This window comes from Mycobacterium paraense, from assembly GCF_002101815.1.
Taxonomy (GTDB): Bacteria; Actinomycetota; Actinomycetes; order Mycobacteriales; family Mycobacteriaceae; genus Mycobacterium; species Mycobacterium paraense.
This window is the reverse complement of sequence record NZ_LQPM01000013.1, coordinates 285398-303280: the sequence shown is the minus strand read 5'-3', so window position 1 is coordinate 303280 and position 17883 is coordinate 285398. Positions and strand designations below refer to the sequence as shown.

Below are 17883 nucleotides of genomic sequence, written 5' to 3'. Positions count from 1 at the left end.
CCCCGTCAAAGGAATTAGTCGTGAGCGAGTATGTCCTCGAACCGGCCGCGGCAGCATTCGCCACCGCCGCGGCGCACGCGCCGCCGGTATATGAACTGACCCCCGCTGCGGCGCGCGCCGGCTTCGAGGACATCCAGGCGGGTCCGATCTCCAAGCCGACGGTGGACAGTGCGTGGGTGATCGTCGAAGCCGACGGCGTGCAGGCGCGCGTTCGCATCGTCAAACCCTATGGGGCGGACGGCCTTTTGCCGATCGTGCTGTATTTGCACGGCGGCGGATGGGTGCTCGGCAGCGCCGCGACCCACGACCGACTGGTGTGCGAGCTGTCGGTGGGAGTGCAGGCAGCGGTCGTATTCGTCGAGTTCGACCGCGCGCCGGAGGCCCGCTACCCGGTCGCGCTCGAGCAGGCGTACGCCGCCGCGCGCTGGATCCACCGGCACGGCGCTACCGCGGGCCTCGACGCCACCCGACTGGCCGTCGCCGGCGACTCCGCCGGCGGCAACCTGGCCGCCGCGCTGGCCCTGCTGGCCCAGCGCCGTGGCGATGTCACGTTTGTTCACCAGTCGCTGTACTACCCGGTGACCGACGCCTCGCAAAACACCGCGAGCTACCGCGAATTCGCCGACGGTCCGCACCTGACGGCCAAGGCCATGGCCTGGTTCTGGGACGCCTACCTGCCCGACAGGGCCCGACGCGAGGAAATATTCGCGTCGCCGATCAGGGCCGGCGTAGCGGAGCTCGCCGGGCTACCCGAGGCGTTCGTCGTCGTGGACGAACACGACGTCCTGCGTGACGAAGGCGAGGCCTACGCCCGCAAGCTGACCGCTGCCGGCGTGCGCTGCACCAGCGTCCGCTACAACGCCACCATCCATGACTTCATGCTGCTCAACGCCCTGCGCGAAACCGCCGCGGCGACCGCAGCGATCACCCAGGCGATCGATGTGCTCCGGCAGGCTCTGAAATCGTCTCCGCCAAGGGAGGAATCATGAGTGACATCAGCGACGACGCGCCGGGCCCGGTGCTGCATTGGTACGACTTGATATGCCCGTTCTGCTATATCGGGCAGTCCAGGACCGCGCTCCTGGTGGAGGCTGGCTTTGAGGTCATCTCGTTGCCTTTCCAGGCGCACCCCGACATTCCAGCCGCCGGCCTTGCTGTCGGCCCCCGTCGCGGGCCGCGGTCCAAGATGCTCGAGCGGGAGGCGGCCGCGGAGGGACTCGTGCTGCACTGGCCGACGCGAATTCCTAACAGCAGGAATGCCTTAGCCGCCGCCGAATGGGTGCGACGCAATCAACCCGACGCCTTCGCCGAGCTCCAGCGCAAGCTGTTCGAGGCGCACTTCGCTCTGGGTGAGGATATCGGCGAGCTGGCCGTCATCGACCGGCATGCCGCAGACGCGGGCGTTAACCTCCCCACGCTGCACACCGCTCTCGCCGATGGCGGGGCCTATGCCGAAGTCGACCAGGCCGAAAGGGCAGGCCATCGGTGCGGCGTGTACGGCACACCCGCATGGTTGCTCGGGGGCCGCATGGTGGCCGGGCTCCTGCCGATGTCGGAATTTGAGCTCGTTGCCCGAGACGCAGTGGGCACCAGAGCCCTGGTAGAGAGGACCCATCGATGACCGATATTGATGTAAGCGTCGCGCTACCACCGTCGTTCGAGTCCGCCCAGAACATTGTCGCGGCAGAGAAGCTTGGCTACCGCCGGGCCTATCTCTACGACACTCCGTTCGCCGGTGGTGACGTCTGGCTGGGCTTGCACCGGGCCGCGGAGCGGACCACGACGATCGAACTTGGCCCCGCGGTGCTGATTCCGACACAGCGCCACCCCTTGGTCAACGCCGCAGAGACCGTCTCACTGCATCGACGGGCGCCCGGGCGCGTGGTGACCTCTTTCGGCACCGGGTTCTCCAGCCGCGCGGCCATCGGCCAGCCGCCGATCCGATGGTCCTACATGGAGGCCTACATCCGCGCCTACCAGGCGCTGTTGGCCGGAGAGGTCGTCGACTGGGAGGGTGCGGCCATCAAGTTGATGCTCACCTCGGCGCAGTCCGAGGTTCTGCCGCTGCGAATCCCGTTGTTGGTGGCGGCAACCGGGCCCAAGGGAGCCGGGGTGGCCAAGCGGCTCGGCGCCGACGGGGTGATCTCGATGTTCAACGTGGTGCCCGGGCAGCGCGACTTTGCGCGCGCGGTGGTAGCCACAATGGGCACCGTCCTCGACGACGGACAGGACCTGGCCGGCGAAGAGGTCCGCCTCTCGGTCGGCGCCTCGTGGGCCGCGGCATATCACTACGTCTACACCACGCAGGGCGCCGACGCGCTGCGCCAGATGCCCGGCGGTTCCGCCTGGCTCGAGGTGATCGAACACGTGCCGCAACGCCTGCGCCACCTCCACATTCACCAAGGCACCATGGTCGAGATGAACGACGCCGACCTGGCCGCCTGGCATGCCGGCGGCTACGCCTCGGTTCCCTCGGTCACCCTGACGGGATCGGCCGACGCGGTCGCAAACGCCGTGGCCGCCATGGCCCAAGCCGGTGCCACCGAAGTCATCATCGAACCCTCCGGCCCCGCGATTGTCCGCGAACTCGACAGATTCATCGCGGCTGTCCGCGGGGGCTGATCATTATGAGCACGGGTATGACCAAACCGCGTGCGGCGCCTGCTCGACCTTCCAGGCCGCCGCGCACGCCCTCTGGTTCCACGCCAAGGCATGTCGGCGTTTCAGCCGTCGGGCGACCTTTCCGCCATCGGAGCTGGGCGATGTCGGATTTTGAAGGATGGACGGCACAAATCCCCCTGTTCGGATGGCCCTGCAGTGCATACGCTGCCATCCGGCAGAACGAAAGTCTGACGGGAGCCGGTAGGTCGGCCTTACCCGAAGGCTTTGTCGCGGTCACCGCCGCCCGCGTCCTTAGCTGTCCGCAGCGACGGGATAAAGCATCGGGTTAAACACCTTCGGCACGACCAACCCGTCGTGCTGCGCATCTGCAACAGCAAGGCTATGGAGTTAAGACCGTGAACGGACTGCTTTCGCCGGTACCTACCCGCGATCGGAAGGTCATTGTCACCGGGGCGGTGGGCGGAGTGGGCGCAGCCCTCATGGCTGCGTTCCGCGATCTTGGTTGTCCCGCGATCGGGATCGACCGGCCTGAAGCGGTCCGGTCGGCACCGGACGGTGACCGGCTGGTCGCAGCCGATTTGTCTGACGCGGGATCCGCCCATTGCGCCGTCAACGCGGCCGTGGATCGACTCGGTGGGCTCGATTGCCTGGTTGGCGCGGCCGCTGCCGTTGCCACCATCTACCGAGCCCACAGCTTTCCCGCCGAAGCCTTTCGCGACGATGTATCGACGAATTTGCTCAGCCAATTCTGGACGGCCCAGGCGGCGTACCGCGCCCTGGCAGAAAGCGAAGCCCCCAGCTTGGTGATGGTCTCCTCGATTGGGGCGCTCGACGGGCTGTCCGGCCAGGCCTCGTACGCGGCGTCAAAAGCCGGCATTCTAGGGCTTGTTCGCACGTTGGCCATCGAGTGGGCCGAGGCACGGATCCGGGTCAACGCCATCGTCCCCGGGCTGATTGCGACCCCCAAAGTGCTGGCGATGCCCGATGATATTCGGCGCCCTCTGATAGCCAACACGGCCTTGCGGCGGTTGGTTTCGGTAGACGAAATCGTGGCCAGCATCGCGTTTCTGCTGTCGCCGGCCGCCGGTGCGATCACCGGCCAGAGCCTTCGCGTCGACGCCGGTGCGGGGCTGAACGCCATCGGGCTGCACCGATGAATCCAAATCAGGCCGGTGCAAGGGAAGAAGGCCTCAGTGGGTGACGCCTCGCACTCCAAAATCGCCTATGATGTAGTCGTCATCGGTGCCGGCTTCTCGGGCATGGCCGCGGCAGCAAAGATCGCGCGACTCACGCGGTGCTCGTATGTCATCCTCGAGCAAGCCGGTGAGATCGGCGGTACTTGGCGGGACAACACCTATCCCGGCTGCGCGTGCGACATACCGGCGCCACTGTACTCATTCTCATTCCTGCAAAACCCGAATTGGCACCAGTTGTTCGCCCCCCAGCCCGAGATTCTGGACTACATGCGCGCCGCGAGCAGGCGCCTCGGGCTGGCCGAACACATTCGATTCCACAGTCTGGTGTCGTCCGCAGAGTGGGACGATGTGGCCTGCAGGTGGCGCGTCGCCACCCAGGACGGGAGGCAGTTCTTGGCGCGCTATCTTGTCAGCGCCGTTGGGCTTCTTCATCATCCGCTGATCCCGGACGTGCCCGGCATCGGCCAATTCGCCGGTTCGGCGTTTCATTCCGCGCACTGGGACCATCGAGTCGATCTCAGGGGCAAGAACGTCGTTGTCGTCGGAACCGGTGCCAGCGCAATACAGTTCATCCCCGCCATCGTTGACGACGTTGCGAAGCTGACGGTGTTCCAACGTACGCCGCCGTGGATTCTGCCGAAAAGTAATCGTCGATTCAGCGAGGCGGAACGTGCGCGCATGCGGCGCAATGCGCTGGCCCGCTGGAGGCGACGGCAAAAACTCTTCTGGGTGCACGAGAAGCGGGCGAGAGGCTTCCTCGGCGACGAGTCGGCGATGCGGCCCACGCATCAGATGGCGCTCAAGCACCTCGAACGACAGGTGCACGATCCCGCCTTCCGGGCGAAGCTGACACCGGATTACAAGATCGGTTGCAAGCGTCTGCTGATCTCCAGTGACTACTATCCCGCCATCTGTAAGCCGCACGTTGAGGTGGTCACCGACGCCATCGAACGAGCAACCCCCCAAGGGTTGGTCACATCGAGCGGGCGGCTCGTCGAAGCCGACGTGGTGATCTACGGAACCGGCTTTGACGCGCAACGGTCAATGACCCTCATCCCGATCAGGGGCCGCGACGGCACGCTCCTGGACCAGGCTTGGTCCGCGGGGCCACGAGCTTATCTTGGAACGCTGGTGAGCGGCTTCCCGAATTTGTTCCTCATGTGTGGACCGAACACGGGGCTCGGACACAACTCGCAGCTCTTCATGATCGAGGCCCAGGCCAACTATGTGGCGCGCTGTCTTCGACACGCACGCGGCACGGCCGTGATGGAGGTGGATCGCGCCGCCGAGGACCGCTACAACGAAGAGCTCCAACGCGAACTGGTCGCAACGGTCTGGCAAGCCGGAGGATGCCGCAGCTGGTACCAGGACGCCGCAACGGGGCGAAATACATTGTTGTGGCCCAAGCCCGTCTTGGAATTTTGGCTGCGCACACGCCGGGTTCGGCGAGCCGATGTTCATCGGGTGCCTCGCAACCGGCTCCTTACTCTCGGGGCCGATAATGCCGGCGAACCTGGCGGGTTCGTCCGGAGCACGCGGTGAGGTTACCGCGGTGCCGCCCCAACTCGAGGTGACAAACCAACTGATGCATGGCTCACCTGTGGTGACATCGGATCGGTCCGCGCTTTTCGACGATGATTGATCACCAACCGCTGGCCGCGTTTCTTCGGGCCCGGCGTGATCAGTTGAAACCCGCCGATGTGGGGCTTCCCCACGGTGGACGCCGGCGGGTGGCCGGCTTGCGCCGTGAGGAAGTCGCGATGCTGGCCGGTATCAGCACCGATTACTACCTGCGACTCGAGCAAGGCCGGGAGCGCCAACCTTCCGATCGGGTGCTCGAGGGCCTCGCTAACGCACTACAACTCAGCGATGATGCCGTCGAGTACATGCGCAACTTGGCTCGATCTGCTGCACGACGTCGTCCGGGGTTCGTGGCTTCGGCCGAGAAAGCCGAACCGGGCTTGCAGACGTTGATTGACGATTGGCCCCTGACCCCCGCGTACGTGCAGGGCCAGCGCATGGACATTCTGGCCGCCAACCCGATGGCGCGCGCGCTCCTGCCATACTTCGCACCGGGATTCAACCAGCTGCGAACCGCGTTCATGGAACCCAACTTTCCTGCGTGGGTGCGTAACTGGGAAGAGGTCACCGCAATGCTTGTGTCGTGGCTTCGCTTCAACATCGCCGATCCACGCTCCACCGATCCCGAACTGCAGTCGCTGATCGACGAACTCAGCCTTGGCAGCCGACGATTCCGCGCATTGTGGGGGCGCCAGGACGTCAAGCAAAAGACGAGCGGGACGGCTCCGTTCGACCACCCCCGGGTGGGCCCGCTCGAGTTGCGCTACCGAGTGTTCGCGCTGCCGGACTCGAAACAGGCGATGATTGCCTACTACGCCGAGCCCGGTACATCCTCGGCGGAGGGCCTCCGTTTGCTATCCACCCTCGCACGCCGCTCCTAGTTGACCAGGGTTGCGCCGCAGAAGATTTCGGGCGGCTTTAGTCGGGGCTCACATTTCCGCTCCTCTCGCGATTCGGCGGCTGGTGCAGGAATCGACGCAGCGCGGTCTCAATGACATTGCGCTGTATGAACCTGTGAGGGCCAATCCGAGGATGACTGCGGCCTGGATACCGGCCGGCCGCAACGGAAACATGGGTGGCGAGTGTCCGTTTAGACCAAGGAGAACCATGACAGAACTTATGGATTGGGACGATGCCTACATGCAAGATGGCATCTTTGGTGGCCTGCCGCCCTGGGGCATCGGTCGGCCGCAGCCGCAAATCGCCGACTTCGTCAGGCACGGTGGTTTCCGCGGCGATGTGCTCGACGCCGGCTGCGGATACGGTGACACTTCGCTCGTCTTGGCGGCCTTGGGCTATACCGTCGTCGGAATCGACCGCAGTGCGGTCGCCATAGCCCAGGCCGCAGAGGAAGGCCGCAGACGGCGTCTGTGCAACGCAACGTTCCAGTCTGCCGACATCACAACCCTGAGCGGTTACGACAGCCGGTTTTCGACCATCGTTGACAGCGCGCTTTTCCATGCGCTTCCGGTAACGCGGCGCGACGATTACCTGGATTCGATTCGCCGAGCGGCGGCACCGGGCGCGTCGCTTTACATTCTGACGTTTACGCAGGACGCGTTTCCAGAAGACCCCGGATATCCCATTCCTAATCTGGTTACCAGAAACGAACTGGGAGAAGCGGTTTCCAGGCATTGGAGAGTCGACGACATCCGTCCGGCGTTCATTCACGCGCATGCGCCGCGAGCCCGTTCAGGCTACAAGTTCGATCTGGACGCCGACGGGCTCGAGAAGCTACCGGCGTTTCTGCTGACCGCCCACACGCCGCGATAATGCTGGTGTTACCGAGCTCGATACCACTTCACGCAGCCCGCTCGACAGCGTTCTATGGCTTGGTATATGGATGACGGCGTCATGGTGGTCACCGGTGCATCGAGCAGGTTCGGCCTGAGCGCCGAAGCACTGCCTCGCGTAGGTTCCCCGTCCGATGCACCCCTGAGAGTCGGACCAGAACCTGAATCACCGCGTGCGGTCACCACCCTCTCCAGCCCCGCGTGAGCAGCGCGGTAACTGCTAAGCGTGCTGCCGCTCGTCGGCAGCCGGGAACCGCGGCGCCCACGGCTCTGCCGCGACGCCGGCGACGCCGATGAGGTAGGCGATGGTGTGATACCACCCGGCCGTGGCGGTCAGCTCGAGGATTTGTCGGTCGTCGAAGTCGGCGCGCAGGTCGTCGAACAGCTGCTCGGAGATGGCGCTGGTGTGGTCCAGATCGTCGGCGAGCCGGATGACGTTGCGCTGCTGGGGATCCCAGCAGGGGTCGTCGGGTCCGCCGTGCACGGTGGAAAACAGCTGCTCGTCGGTCAGGCCGAGCGGCCTACCGAAGGCGGCCGCGTGCACGCCCCATTCGTACTCGGCGCCACACAGGGCACAGGTGCGGGCGATCAGCACCTCGCGCGTCCGCGGCGCCACCAGGCGGCTGCCCAGGATGCCGGCGCCCAGCGGGCGCATGCGCGCCGCGAGCTCGTCGTGCACCGCCAGCGTCCGAAACAACGCCAACGGCGGCACTTCGGATCCGGGCGGCATCCACTTGGCGAGCAGCCGCTCGGTGTCGGGTGGGTAGGGCGGCTCCAGCGGAGCGATGCGGACTCGACTCGACACGACCCACCTCCGTGCTCTGATTATCGAAGCACCACGATAGCGCTCTGGAAATCAGAGCGCAAGGGGGTCGGGGGAGTTAGGCTGCTGCTGTGCCCGAAAGCTCGAAGGAACCGATCATGGCCCTGCTGGACCTGCTCGGGCGCCGGTGGGCGATGCGGGTCATCTGGGAATTGCGCTCGGAGGAGCTGACGTTTCGCCAACTGCAGCAGCGTTGTGGCGGCGTGTCGGCCAGCGCGCTCAACAGCCGGCTGCACGAGCTGCGCGAGGCGGGCATCGTCGGCAAGGGAACCAACGGCTATCGGCTCTCGGAGGAGGGCCGCAGCTTGTTGGCGGCCTATGAACCGCTGGGCCGGTGGGCCAGGCGGTGGGCCCGGCGCCAGGCCGGTGCGTCGCGCGGCAGCTAGCCGGCCGCCTCCTTGTCGAACTCCGAGGCGATGTCGCGGGCGACCCGCTTGAGCAGCGGGGTGACCTCCGTCGCGGATTTCAGCGTGACCCGGGCCGCGGGACCCGAGATCGAGATCGCGGTCAGCGACGGCGCGTCGGGCACCGGCACGGCGAAGCAGCGCACGCCCACCTCCTGCTCGCCCTCGTCGACGGCGTAGCCCCGAGACCGGCACAGCTCGATGTCGGACAGCAGCTCCTCGGGGGTCGTGTGCGAGTTCTCGGTCGAGGCGGGCATCCCCGTCCGCGACACCAGGGCGCGCACCGCGTCGTTGGGTAGCTGCATCAGCAGCGCCTTGCCGACGCCGGTGCAATGCGGGTACACGCGGCGGCCGACCTCGGTGAACATCCGCATCGAGTGCGGCGAGGGCACCTGCGCGACGTAGACGGCCATGTCGTTGTCCATCAGCGCCATGTTCGCCGTCTCACCGGTGCGCTCGACCAGTTCGAGCAGGTGGGGCCGCGACCACGTCCCGACGAGGTGCGCAGCGCTCTCGCCGAGGCGGATCAGCTTGGGCCCCAACGAGTAATGGCGGTTCGGCAGCTGCCGCAGGTAGCCCATGCCCAGCAGGGTGCGCGCGAGGCGGTGGATCGTCGGCGCCGGCAGGTCGGCGCGCGCCGCGAGGTCGCCGAGCGCGCCCGTTCCGCCCATGGTCGCCAGGATCTCCAGCAGCTCGAACGCCCGCTCCACCGACTGAACGCCGCCCGTACCCCGGCTTTTGTGGGTCTCGCGAGCCATCACCGCTTCCGATCCAGCCCCGAGGGCCCGTCATCCCGCCTGCGCTTTTTCGTATCACGAAATTGCGGTTGGCAGCAAGCAGGCGCCGATCAGTCGACGGGCGCCGTCGCGAGCTCGTTGTACTCGGTGACGTTGTCGATCTCGGTGCCCATCGCGATGTTGGTGACCCGTTCCAGGAAGACCTCGACGACGACGGGGACCTTGTGCTCGCGCGCCAGTTGCTGCGCCCGGCCCAGCGCCGGGCCGATCTCGGACGGCTCGGTGACCTGAATGGCCTTGCAGCCCAGCCCTTCCACGACGCTGCGGTGGTCGACGCCGTATCCCTTGGGCAGGTCGGTGTCGCCGGATTCCTGGGCGTTGATGTTGTCGAAGGCGAGGGAGACGCAGTAGTCCATGTCGAAGTTAAGCTGGGCCTGGCGGATCAGCCCGAGGTAGGAGTTGTTCACCACGACGTGGACGTAGGGCAGGTTGAACTGCGCGCCGACGGCGAGTTCTTCGATGAGGAATTGGAAGTCGTAGTCGCCCGACAGGCCGACCACCGCGGCGGTGGGATCGGCGGTGACCACGCCCAGGGCGGCGGGCACCGTCCATCCCAGCGGCCCCGCCTGGCCGCAGTTGATCCAGTGGCGCGGCTTGAACACGTTCAGGAACTGGCCCCCGGCGATCTGTGAGAGCCCAATCGCGGTGACGTAGCGGACATTGCGGCCGAAGGCGCGGTTCATCTCCTCGTAGACGCGCTGCGGCTTGATCGGCACGTCGTCGAAGTGGGTCCTGCGGTGCAGGGTTTGCTTGCGGTGCTGGCAGGCGCGGACCCAGTCGCTCCAGTCCGGCATCGTGCCCGCGGCGGCCCGCGCGGTTGCGAGCGCCACCATCAGCTCCAGCGCGGCCTTGGCGTCGGACACGATGCCGAGGTCGGGCGCGAACACCCGGCCGATCTGGGTGGGCTCGATGTCGATGTGCACGAAACGACGGCCGCGGCGGTAGGTGTCGAGCCCGCCGGTGTGGCGGTTGGCCCAACGGTTACCGATCCCGAGCACGAAATCGGATTCGAGCATGGTGGCATTGCCGTAACGATGCGCGGTCTGCAGCCCGACCATCCCGGCCGCCAGCGGATGGTCGTCGGGAATGGCGCCCCAGCCCATCAGCGTGGGCACCACGGGGACGTTGAGCAGCTCCGCCAGCTCGACGAGCAGGTCGCACGCGTCGGCGTTGATGATGCCCCCACCGGCGACGATGAGCGGACGCCGCGCCGTTTGCAGCATGTCGAGGGCCTTGTTGATCTGCGCCGGGCCGGCGCAGGGTTTGTAGACGGGCAGCGGTGCGTAAGCCGTTGGGTCGAAGTCGATCTCGGCCAGCTGAACGTCGATGGGCAGGTCGATCAGCACCGGCCCCGGGCGTCCCGAGCGCATCAGGTGAAACGCCTGAGCGAACGCGCCGGGCACCTGGCCCGGCTCCAGCACCGTCATCGCCATCTTCGTCACCGGGGCCGCGATCGCCGCAATGTCGACGGCCTGGAAGTCCTCCTTGTGCAGCCTGCTCACCGGCGCCTGCCCGGTGATCGCCAGGATGGGAATGGAATCCGCGCTGGCCGAATACAACCCGGTGATCATGTCGGTGCCCGCCGGCCCGGAGGTGCCGACGCACACGCCGATGTTGCCGGGCGCGGCCCGGGTGTATCCCTCGGCCATGTGGCTGGCGGCCTCGACGTGGCGGGCCAGCACGTGCCGGATCCCGCCGTGGGCCCGCATCGCCGCGTAGAACGGGTTGATCGCGGCACCCGGCAGGCCGAACGCCTGGGTGGCGCCCTCGATCTGAAGAATCCTGACGGCCGCGTCGACCGTGCGCATCCGCGTCATCGGGCTAGCTTTCCCCGCGTCCCGACAACCGCTCGACGCCCAGCAGCAGGCCCGAGTGATCCAGGGCCCCGTCGCCGTTGGCGAGCGCGGAAGCCATCAGTTGGGCCACGACCGCGCCCAACGGGATGACGACGTCGGCCTCGCGGGCCGCGCTGGTCACGATGCCCATGTCCTTGTGGTGCAACTCGATCCGGAATCCCGGGGAGAAGTTGCGGGACAACATCTTCGGGGCCTTCTGATCCAGCACCGCCGAGCCGGCCAGGCCGCCGCCCAGCACCTTGATCGCCGCGTCGAGATCGACGCCGTAGGCGCGCAGGAATGTGATCGCCTCGGCGAGCAGCTCGATGTTGCCCGCGACGATCAGTTGATTGGCGGCCTTGACGGTCTGACCCGCCCCGTTGGGGCCGACGTGGACGATGGTCTTGCCGACCACCTCCAAAATCGGCTTGGCTTCGGCGAAGTCACGCCCGATGCCCCCGACCATGATCGACAGCGACGCGTTCTTGGCGCCGGCCTCACCGCCGGAAACCGGGGCGTCGATCATGCGAAACCCCCGACGCTGGGCCTCCTCCGCCAGCTCCCTGGTGACGTCGGGGCGGATCGACGAGAAATCGATCACCAGGGTGTCGGGCTGGGCGTGCGCGAAAACCCCACCGTCCGAGGCCAACACGGCCTGCACATCGGGGGAGTCCGGCACCATGACGGCCACCACGTCGGCGTCCTTGACCGCCTCCTCGATCGATTCCGCCGCGACCCCGCCCGCCTCGACCAGCGCGGCGGTGCGCCCGGGCGAACGGTTGTAGCCGACCACGCTGTGGCCGGCCCGGGCCAGGTGGCATGCCATGGGGCTGCCCATGATGCCCAACCCGATGAAAGCGATGGTGCTCATTGACTCCTCGTTTCCACAAGTGCCGCAAGGGATTCGATGTTCACGCCGCCGCGACCCCGGTCCGCTTCGGGTAACCAGTCGAAGGTGTCGGGGCGGCTGGGCTTGTATTCCAGGCCGATGTACCCGTCGTACCCGCGGTCGAGCAGGATCCCGAGATAACTGGCGAGCGCGATCTCGCCGGTCCCCGGCTCGCCGCGGCCCGGCGAGTCCGCGATCTGGACGTGGCCGACCCGGTCGGCATGCGCCCGCAGCGCGACCGCCACGTCGTCGCCGTTGACGTACAGGTGGTAGAGATCGGCCAGCACGCGCAGGTTTTCGTACCCTGAGCGGCTGCGCACCCGGTCGACAACCCGGACGGCATCGGCCGCGGTCCGGACGGGATAACGCGGTGCGCCGCTGACCGGCTCGATGAGCACCGTGGCTCCGATGCGTTGGGCGGCCTGAGCCGCATACGCGAGATTCTCCGCGGCCACGTCGTCCTGGGCGGCCGGCGCCAGTCCTTCGATGCGGTTGCCGTAGAGCGCGTTGAATGCCCGGGTGCCCAGCGTGCTCGCGATCTCCACGGCAACGTCCACGCTGTCCCGGAACGCGGTGACCGACCCCGGGTCGGACAGGATGCCGCGGTCGCCGGCGGGCATGTCACCGGCCGCGAAGTTCAACCCGCTCAGCCGAATTCCGGCGTTCCGGATGGCGCGGACGAACGCATCGACGTCGGAGTCCGGCGGCGCCGCCTCGGCGAACGGCCACCAAAACTCGACGGCCTCGAAGCCTGCCGCCCGGGCCGCGGCCGGCCGCTTCAGCAGGGGCAGGTCGGTGAACAGGATCGAGCAGTTCACCGAGTAGGTAGCAGGGGCCACGACATTCCTTCCGCAATACGAAATAAATGAATCAAAATATGGAATAAGTGAAGGCGCCCCCGGCGCGGGTTGTCAACCGCTGCGAGTGCAAATTTTGCGTGAAGGCTGCTCAGGGACGGCATAGTTCGCCGAAAGCTCTACTGACAACGGGGGTTTCCTTTGACAGCCAAACGTGAGCCATGCCACCGTGACTCAAGCGAAATCAAAATTCCAACATACGAAATGGATCTCGCCCATGACGGCACTTCACGAACGCGACCTCGTCACCAGCATCCCGAACCTGCTCGTGCTCACCGACCCCGACGTGACCGAGGGTTACCGACAGGACCGCGCCAAGGATCCGGACGCCGGGCACCCGTTGGCGGTGGTGCGGGCCAGGAGCACCGAGGATGTTCGGGCGGTGCTGCGGTGGGCCAGCGCGGCCGGGGTCCCGGTGGTGCCGCGCGGTGCGGGCTCCGGTTTGTCGGGCGGCGCCACGGCGGTCGACGGCGGCATCGTGCTGACCACCGAGCTGATGCGCGGCATCGAGGTCGACCCGGTGACGCGCACCGCGGTGGTGCAGCCGGGGCTGACCAACGCCGAGGTGAAGCGGGCGGTCGCCGAGCATGGCCTGTGGTATCCCCCCGACCCGTCGTCGTTCGAATTCTGTTCCATCGGCGGCAACGCCGCCACCAACGCGGGTGGCCTGTGCTGCGTAAAGTACGGCGTCACCACCGATTACATTCTCGGGCTGGAAGTGGTCCTGGCCGACGGGACCGTGCTGCGCCTCGGCGGCCCTCGCCTGAAGGACTCGGCCGGGTTGTCGCTGACCAAGCTGTTCGTGGGCAGCGAGGGAACCCTCGGCGTCATCACCGAGCTGACCCTGCGGCTGCTGCCGCCGCAGCCACCCGCCAGCACCGTCGTGGCCTCGTTCTCCTCGGTGCGCGACGCCACCGAGGCGGTCTGCAACATCACCCGGGTCATGCGGCCCGCGATGCTCGAGTTCATGGACCACACCGCGATCGCCGCGGTCGAGAGCCACCTCAAGATGGGCCTGGATCTCGGCGCCCGCGCGATGCTCATCGCCCAGTCCGACGCGCCCGGCGATCGGGAGAACGAAATGGCGTTCATCGCACAAGTTTTCACGCACGCCAACGCCACCGACGTGTTCGCCACCGATGACCCGAAGGAGGGCGAGGCGTTCACCGCGGCGCGGCGGTTCGCCATCCCGGCCGTCGAGCGCCTGGGCGATTTGCTGCTCGAGGACGTCGGCGTGCCGCTGCCGGCGCTGCCCGCGCTCGTCGAAGGGATCGAGGCCATCGCCAAGGAGCGCGACATCGTCTGTGCGGTCATCGCGCACGCCGGCGACGGCAACACCCACCCGCTGATCGTGCACGACCCCACCGATCCCGACCAGTCCCGGCGAGCGCACCTCGCGTTCGGCGAAATCATGCATCTGGCAATCGAACTCGGCGGCACCATCACCGGCGAGCACGGCGTGGGGCGGCTCAAGAAGGCCTGGCTGCCGGATCAGGTGGGACCCGACGTGATGGAACTGACCCGCCGCATCAAGGGGGCCCTCGATCCGCAGCACATCCTCAACCCGGGGGCGGTGCTCTAGATGTTCCAGCCCGACTACACCCCCGTCGCCCATTCCCTCGGCTGGAGCGCCGCCGTCGCGGCGGTGCCGTTGGTCATCATGTTCGTCCTGCTCGGCGGGCTTCGGGTGCGCGCGCCCATCGCCGCCGCCGTCGGCGTCGGCACGGCGGCGCTGATCGCCTGGGGGGTCTATCACATGCCGGTGGTGCAGGTCGCCGACTCGGCGGTGCTCGGCTTCGCCTACGGGATGTTTCCGATTATGTGGTTGGTGCTCAACGCGATCTGGATCTACAACCTGACCGTGCAGACCGGCCATCGCGACGTGCTGTGCCGGTCGATGGCCTCGATCTCCCCGGACCAGCGGATCCAGGCCGTCATCGTCGCGTTCTGCTTCGGCGCGCTCATCGAGGGGCTGGCCGGCTTCGGCACCCCGGTGGCCATCACGTCGCTGATGCTGGTCGCGCTGCGGTTCCCGCCGCTGAAGGCCGCCGCCGTGGCGCTGGTGGCCAACACCGCCCCGGTGGCGTTCGCCTCACTGGGCATCCCGATCGTCGCGCTGTCGGGGGTCACCGGGCTGCCCCTGGACACGCTGGGCGCCATGGTCGGCCGGCAAACGCCGATCCTGGCCTGCATCGTGCCGTTCATCCTGATCTTCATGGTCGACGGCCGCGCCGGCCTCAAACACGCGTGGCCGGCGGCCGCGATGGGCGGCGGCGTCTACGCGGTCGTGCAATTCCTGTGCTCGAACTTCTTTTCCGTCGAGCTCACCGACATCGCCGGATCGATCATCAGCGCCGGGTCCATCGTGTTGCTGCTTCGGGTGTGGCGCCCGAAGGCGCCACTGCTGGGCGCGACGCAGCAGGCCGAACTCGCCCACCAAACACCAAGCGCCACAGCGCCGATGGTCCGCCCCGATGGCGCCGTGCTGACCGCCCACGCGGCGAGTGGGGTGCGCGACGAGGTGGCCGACTCCCGCAGGGACGTCCTGCTGGCCTATGCGCCCTACGTGATGGTCACCGCGATCTTCTCGCTGTCGATGTGGAAGCCGTTCACCGCGCTGCTCAAGCACGGCGGCACCAGCTTCGCCTGGCCCGGCCTGCATGTCGCCAATGCGGCGCACAAGGCCTCCCCGCTGACCATCTACAAGCTCGACTTCCTTTCCGCCGCGGGCACATTGCTCTTCGTCAGCGGGCTGCTCACCATGCTCGTGCTGCGCACGTCCGTGGGCCAGGCGGTACGGGCCTACGCGCGGGCCGCGATCCAATTGCGCAGCGCCGCAATCACCGTCGGGCTGGTGCTGGCGCTCGCCTACCTGCTGAACCTGTCCGGCGAGACCACCACGCTGGGCCTGTGGATCGCCGGCGCCGGCGGCCTGCTCGGGGTCGTCGCCCCGATCATCGGCTGGCTCGGGGTCACCGTCACCGGTTCGGACACCTCCTCGAACTCGCTCTTCGGGGTGCTGCAGGTCAGCGCCGCGCATGCGGCCGGCCTGAGCCCGACCCTGCTGGCGGCGGCGAACTCGTCGGGAGGCGTGATCGGGAAGATGCTCTCGCCGCAGAGCCTGGTCATCGCCACCGCCGCGGTGGAGATGAAGGGCAAAGAGGGGGACCTGTTCCGCAAGGTGTTCAAGTGGAGCCTGTTCCTGCTGGCCCTGATGTGTGTGCTGGTGTACCTGCAGAGCACCTCGTGGCTCGGCTGGATGGTCGTGTGATGGGTGGCCACATCGTCCTGGCGCCCGACAAGTTCAAGGGATCGTTGCGCGCGGACGAGGCCGCCCGGGCGATGGCGCAGGGCGTGTGGCGCGCCGATCCGGGTGCGACGACCGTCGCCTGCCCCGTCGCCGACGGCGGGGAGGGGACCCTGGATGCCGTGCTGTCTGCCGGGTTTCAGCGCATGCCCGCCTACGTCACGGGTCCCACCGGTGCGCGGGTGCACACCGCCTACGCGCGGAAGGGCACGCGCGCGGTCATCGAGATGGCCGACGTCTGCGGTTCCCAGCGGCTACCCGCCGGGGCGCTCGCGCCGATGACGGCCACCACCCACGGCCTGGGCAGCGTGATCGGCCTCGCGCTCGACGACGGCTGCCGCGACCTCGTCATCACCGTCGGCGGTAGCGCGAGCACCGACGGCGGCGCCGGCATGCTCGTCGCGCTCGGCGCGAAAATCCTTGACCGCCACGGCAATCCGATCCCGCCCGGCGGTTGCGGCCTGGCGCACGCCGCGCGCCTCGACCTGAGCGGGTTGCATCCCGCCGCCGGGGAGAGCGCCTTCACGCTCGCCGCCGACGTGGACAGCCCGCTGTGCGGACCGCACGGCGCGGCGATCGTCTACGGGCCCCAGAAGGGCGCCCACGGCGAGCAGGTGGCGGCCCTCGAACGCGGCCTGACCCGGTGGGCGGAGCTCGTCGACCGGGCGACCCACACCGACTGCCGCAACCAGCCCGGCGCCGGGGCCGCGGGGGGCGTGGGGTTCGCGGCGCTGTCCGTCCTGGGCGCGCGCATGCGGCCCGGCATCGACATGATCCTCGAACTCGTCGAGCTCGACCGAAACCTGGCCGGCGCCAAGGTGGTGGTGACCGGCGAGGGATCGCTCGACGTGCAGTCGCTGCGCGGCAAGGCGCCCGTGGGCGTGTCCCGGTGCGCCCACAAACAGGGCGTGCCGACCTTCGCCATCGCCGGGGTGTCCACCCTGACCAGCGCCCAGGCCCGCGCGGCGGGCTTCGCCGCCGTGCGCACCCTGACCGAGCTCGAGCCGGACCCGCGGCGCTGCACCCAGGACGCCGCCCACCTGCTCACCCAGGTCACCGAAGCGCTGATCCGGGAATCGATGCCGCGCCAGGGAGGAAACCATGACTGAGTACTACTACGACGACCGCACGGTGCTGCACTGGTACGACTTCGTGTGCCCGTTCTCCTATGTCGGGCAGCATCGGACCGCGCTTCTCGTCGACGCCGGGTTCGACGTCGTCCGGTTGCCGTTTCAGGCGCACCCGGGCATGCCGCGCGGTGGCCTGCCGATGAGGTTCGGCCACGGGCCGCGGCACGCCATGATCGAGCGGCAGGCCCGGGCCGTGGCGATGCCGCTGCGCTGGCCCAGGCGGATACCGCACAGCCGAAGGGCCTTGGCGGCCGCGGAGTGGGCGAGGCTCAACGAGCCCGACGCTTTCCCCGAGTTGCACCGCCGGCTGTTCGACGCGCATTTCGTTTTGGGCGAGGACCTCGACGATCAGGCGGTCATCGACCGGCACGCCGTGCTGGCGGGCGTCGACGTGGGCCGCCTGCACGCCGCCCTGGCCGACGGCAGCGCGGTGATGGGCGTCGGGCAGGCCGAGTGGGTGGCGCGCCACCGCGGCGTCGACGGCACCCCGGCCTGGCTGGTCGACGGCCGGTTGATGGTGGGGCTGCAGCCCGTGGGCGACTTCGTGCGCCTCGGCGAGCTGACCGCGCGCGTCCGCCGCTGAACAACGCCCTGGTCAGGGCGCGATTTGGCCGCCGCGACGCGCGTTCGGTAACCTGTCATTTACCAA

General features: G+C 67.8%; 17 protein-coding genes. 12 read left to right on the top strand and 5 right to left on the bottom strand.

What is annotated here, in order from left to right:
• The first annotated feature begins 20 nt into the window (after positions 1 to 20).
• The 7 genes from AWB89_RS13490 (at position 21) to AWB89_RS13460 (ending at position 7172) form a co-directional block, all read left to right on the top strand.
• Positions 21 to 989 (top strand): alpha/beta hydrolase, encoded by a 969-nt coding sequence (locus AWB89_RS13490; protein ID WP_085174225.1) that lies wholly within the window; start codon positions 21 to 23, stop codon positions 987 to 989.
• The gene (locus AWB89_RS13485) at positions 986 to 1621 is read left to right on the top strand and encodes a DsbA family oxidoreductase (protein ID WP_085174223.1); all 636 of its coding nucleotides are present in this window, start codon (positions 986 to 988) and stop codon (positions 1619 to 1621) included. Before AWB89_RS13490 ends, AWB89_RS13485 begins: the two co-directional genes overlap by 4 nt.
• Positions 1618 to 2622 (top strand): LLM class flavin-dependent oxidoreductase, encoded by a 1005-nt coding sequence (locus AWB89_RS13480; RefSeq protein WP_085174221.1) that lies wholly within the window; start codon positions 1618 to 1620, stop codon positions 2620 to 2622. The genes AWB89_RS13485 and AWB89_RS13480 overlap by 4 nt, the downstream gene beginning before the upstream one ends.
• Positions 2623 to 3017: 395 nt before the next feature.
• Positions 3018 to 3779 carry an SDR family NAD(P)-dependent oxidoreductase gene (locus tag AWB89_RS13475; RefSeq protein ID WP_142282529.1) on the top strand — a complete coding sequence of 254 codons (762 nt, stop codon included), beginning with the start codon at positions 3018 to 3020 and terminating at the stop codon, positions 3777 to 3779.
• 36 nt (positions 3780 to 3815) lie between these two features.
• Positions 3816 to 5360, top strand: a complete 1545-nt coding sequence (locus tag AWB89_RS13470) for a flavin-containing monooxygenase (RefSeq protein ID WP_241520490.1) — start codon at positions 3816 to 3818, stop codon at positions 5358 to 5360.
• Between the two features lie 92 nt (positions 5361 to 5452).
• Entirely contained in the window at positions 5453 to 6280 is an 828-nt protein-coding gene (locus AWB89_RS13465; RefSeq protein ID WP_085174217.1) for a helix-turn-helix transcriptional regulator, read from the top strand.
• A gap of 226 nt (positions 6281 to 6506) precedes the next feature.
• Positions 6507 to 7172: a class I SAM-dependent methyltransferase gene (locus AWB89_RS13460; RefSeq protein ID WP_085174215.1), complete on the top strand. Its 666-nt coding sequence runs from the start codon at positions 6507 to 6509 to the stop codon at positions 7170 to 7172.
• Positions 7173 to 7412: 240 nt separating this feature from the next.
• On the opposite strand, the gene AWB89_RS13455 is transcribed toward AWB89_RS13460, so the two are convergent.
• Positions 7413 to 7997 carry a carboxymuconolactone decarboxylase family protein gene (locus AWB89_RS13455; RefSeq protein WP_085174213.1) on the bottom strand — a complete coding sequence of 195 codons (585 nt, stop codon included), beginning with the start codon at positions 7995 to 7997 and terminating at the stop codon, positions 7413 to 7415.
• Between the two features lie 89 nt (positions 7998 to 8086).
• Between AWB89_RS13455 and AWB89_RS13450 the strand changes: the two genes are divergently transcribed.
• Positions 8087 to 8401: a winged helix-turn-helix transcriptional regulator gene (locus tag AWB89_RS13450; protein ID WP_241520489.1), complete on the top strand. Its 315-nt coding sequence runs from the start codon at positions 8087 to 8089 to the stop codon at positions 8399 to 8401.
• Here AWB89_RS13450 and AWB89_RS13445 read toward each other — a convergent pair.
• The 4 genes from AWB89_RS13445 to AWB89_RS13430 all read right to left on the bottom strand — a co-directional run bounded on the left by AWB89_RS13445 (position 8398) and on the right by AWB89_RS13430 (position 12779).
• Entirely contained in the window at positions 8398 to 9177 is a 780-nt protein-coding gene (locus AWB89_RS13445; protein ID WP_085174211.1) for an IclR family transcriptional regulator, read from the bottom strand. The two genes, AWB89_RS13450 and AWB89_RS13445, sit on opposite strands and share 4 nt — an antisense overlap.
• 89 nt (positions 9178 to 9266) lie before the next feature.
• A complete protein-coding gene (gcl, locus tag AWB89_RS13440; RefSeq protein WP_085174209.1) occupies positions 9267 to 11033 on the bottom strand; it encodes a glyoxylate carboligase in 1767 nt (588 codons plus the stop codon).
• A gap of 4 nt (positions 11034 to 11037) precedes the next feature.
• Complete coding sequence (locus AWB89_RS13435; RefSeq protein WP_085174207.1) at positions 11038 to 11922, bottom strand: 2-hydroxy-3-oxopropionate reductase; 885 nt, start codon at positions 11920 to 11922, stop codon at positions 11038 to 11040.
• Positions 11919 to 12779 (bottom strand): hydroxypyruvate isomerase family protein, encoded by an 861-nt coding sequence (locus tag AWB89_RS13430; RefSeq protein ID WP_142282528.1) that lies wholly within the window; start codon positions 12777 to 12779, stop codon positions 11919 to 11921. The genes AWB89_RS13435 and AWB89_RS13430 overlap by 4 nt, the downstream gene beginning before the upstream one ends.
• A 235-nt stretch (positions 12780 to 13014) precedes the next feature.
• On the opposite strand from AWB89_RS13430, the gene AWB89_RS13425 reads away from it, so the two are divergent.
• Genes AWB89_RS13425 through AWB89_RS13410 form a run of 4 tightly spaced genes read left to right on the top strand, consistent with a single transcriptional unit; the run spans position 13015 to position 17817 of the window.
• Entirely contained in the window at positions 13015 to 14379 is a 1365-nt protein-coding gene (locus AWB89_RS13425) for an FAD-binding oxidoreductase (protein WP_085174205.1), read from the top strand.
• Positions 14380 to 16068 (top strand): L-lactate permease, encoded by a 1689-nt coding sequence (locus AWB89_RS13420; RefSeq protein ID WP_085174203.1) that lies wholly within the window; start codon positions 14380 to 14382, stop codon positions 16066 to 16068.
• Positions 16068 to 17213, top strand: a complete 1146-nt coding sequence (locus AWB89_RS13415) for a glycerate kinase (RefSeq protein ID WP_085174201.1) — start codon at positions 16068 to 16070, stop codon at positions 17211 to 17213. The genes AWB89_RS13420 and AWB89_RS13415 overlap by 1 nt, the downstream gene beginning before the upstream one ends.
• Positions 17206 to 17817, top strand: coding sequence for a DsbA family oxidoreductase (locus tag AWB89_RS13410; RefSeq protein ID WP_085174200.1), 612 nt, complete (start codon positions 17206 to 17208; stop codon positions 17815 to 17817). Before AWB89_RS13415 ends, AWB89_RS13410 begins: the two co-directional genes overlap by 8 nt.
• The last annotated feature ends 66 nt before the right edge of the window (positions 17818 to 17883 follow it).

Coding starts and splice junctions, on each gene's coding strand:
- AWB89_RS13425 (WP_085174205.1), top strand. CDS start 13,015: ATGACGGCACTTCACGAACGCGACCTCGTCACCAGCATCCCGAACCTG.
- gcl (WP_085174209.1), bottom strand. CDS start 11,033: ATGACGCGGATGCGCACGGTCGACGCGGCCGTCAGGATTCTTCAGATC.
- AWB89_RS13465 (WP_085174217.1), top strand. CDS start 5,453: ATGATTGATCACCAACCGCTGGCCGCGTTTCTTCGGGCCCGGCGTGAT.
- AWB89_RS13460 (WP_085174215.1), top strand. CDS start 6,507: ATGACAGAACTTATGGATTGGGACGATGCCTACATGCAAGATGGCATC.
- AWB89_RS13420 (WP_085174203.1), top strand. CDS start 14,380: ATGTTCCAGCCCGACTACACCCCCGTCGCCCATTCCCTCGGCTGGAGC.
- AWB89_RS13415 (WP_085174201.1), top strand. CDS start 16,068: ATGGGTGGCCACATCGTCCTGGCGCCCGACAAGTTCAAGGGATCGTTG.
- AWB89_RS13410 (WP_085174200.1), top strand. CDS start 17,206: ATGACTGAGTACTACTACGACGACCGCACGGTGCTGCACTGGTACGAC.
- AWB89_RS13480 (WP_085174221.1), top strand. CDS start 1,618: ATGACCGATATTGATGTAAGCGTCGCGCTACCACCGTCGTTCGAGTCC.
- AWB89_RS13485 (WP_085174223.1), top strand. CDS start 986: ATGAGTGACATCAGCGACGACGCGCCGGGCCCGGTGCTGCATTGGTAC.
- AWB89_RS13435 (WP_085174207.1), bottom strand. CDS start 11,922: ATGAGCACCATCGCTTTCATCGGGTTGGGCATCATGGGCAGCCCCATG.
- AWB89_RS13445 (WP_085174211.1), bottom strand. CDS start 9,177: ATGGCTCGCGAGACCCACAAAAGCCGGGGTACGGGCGGCGTTCAGTCG.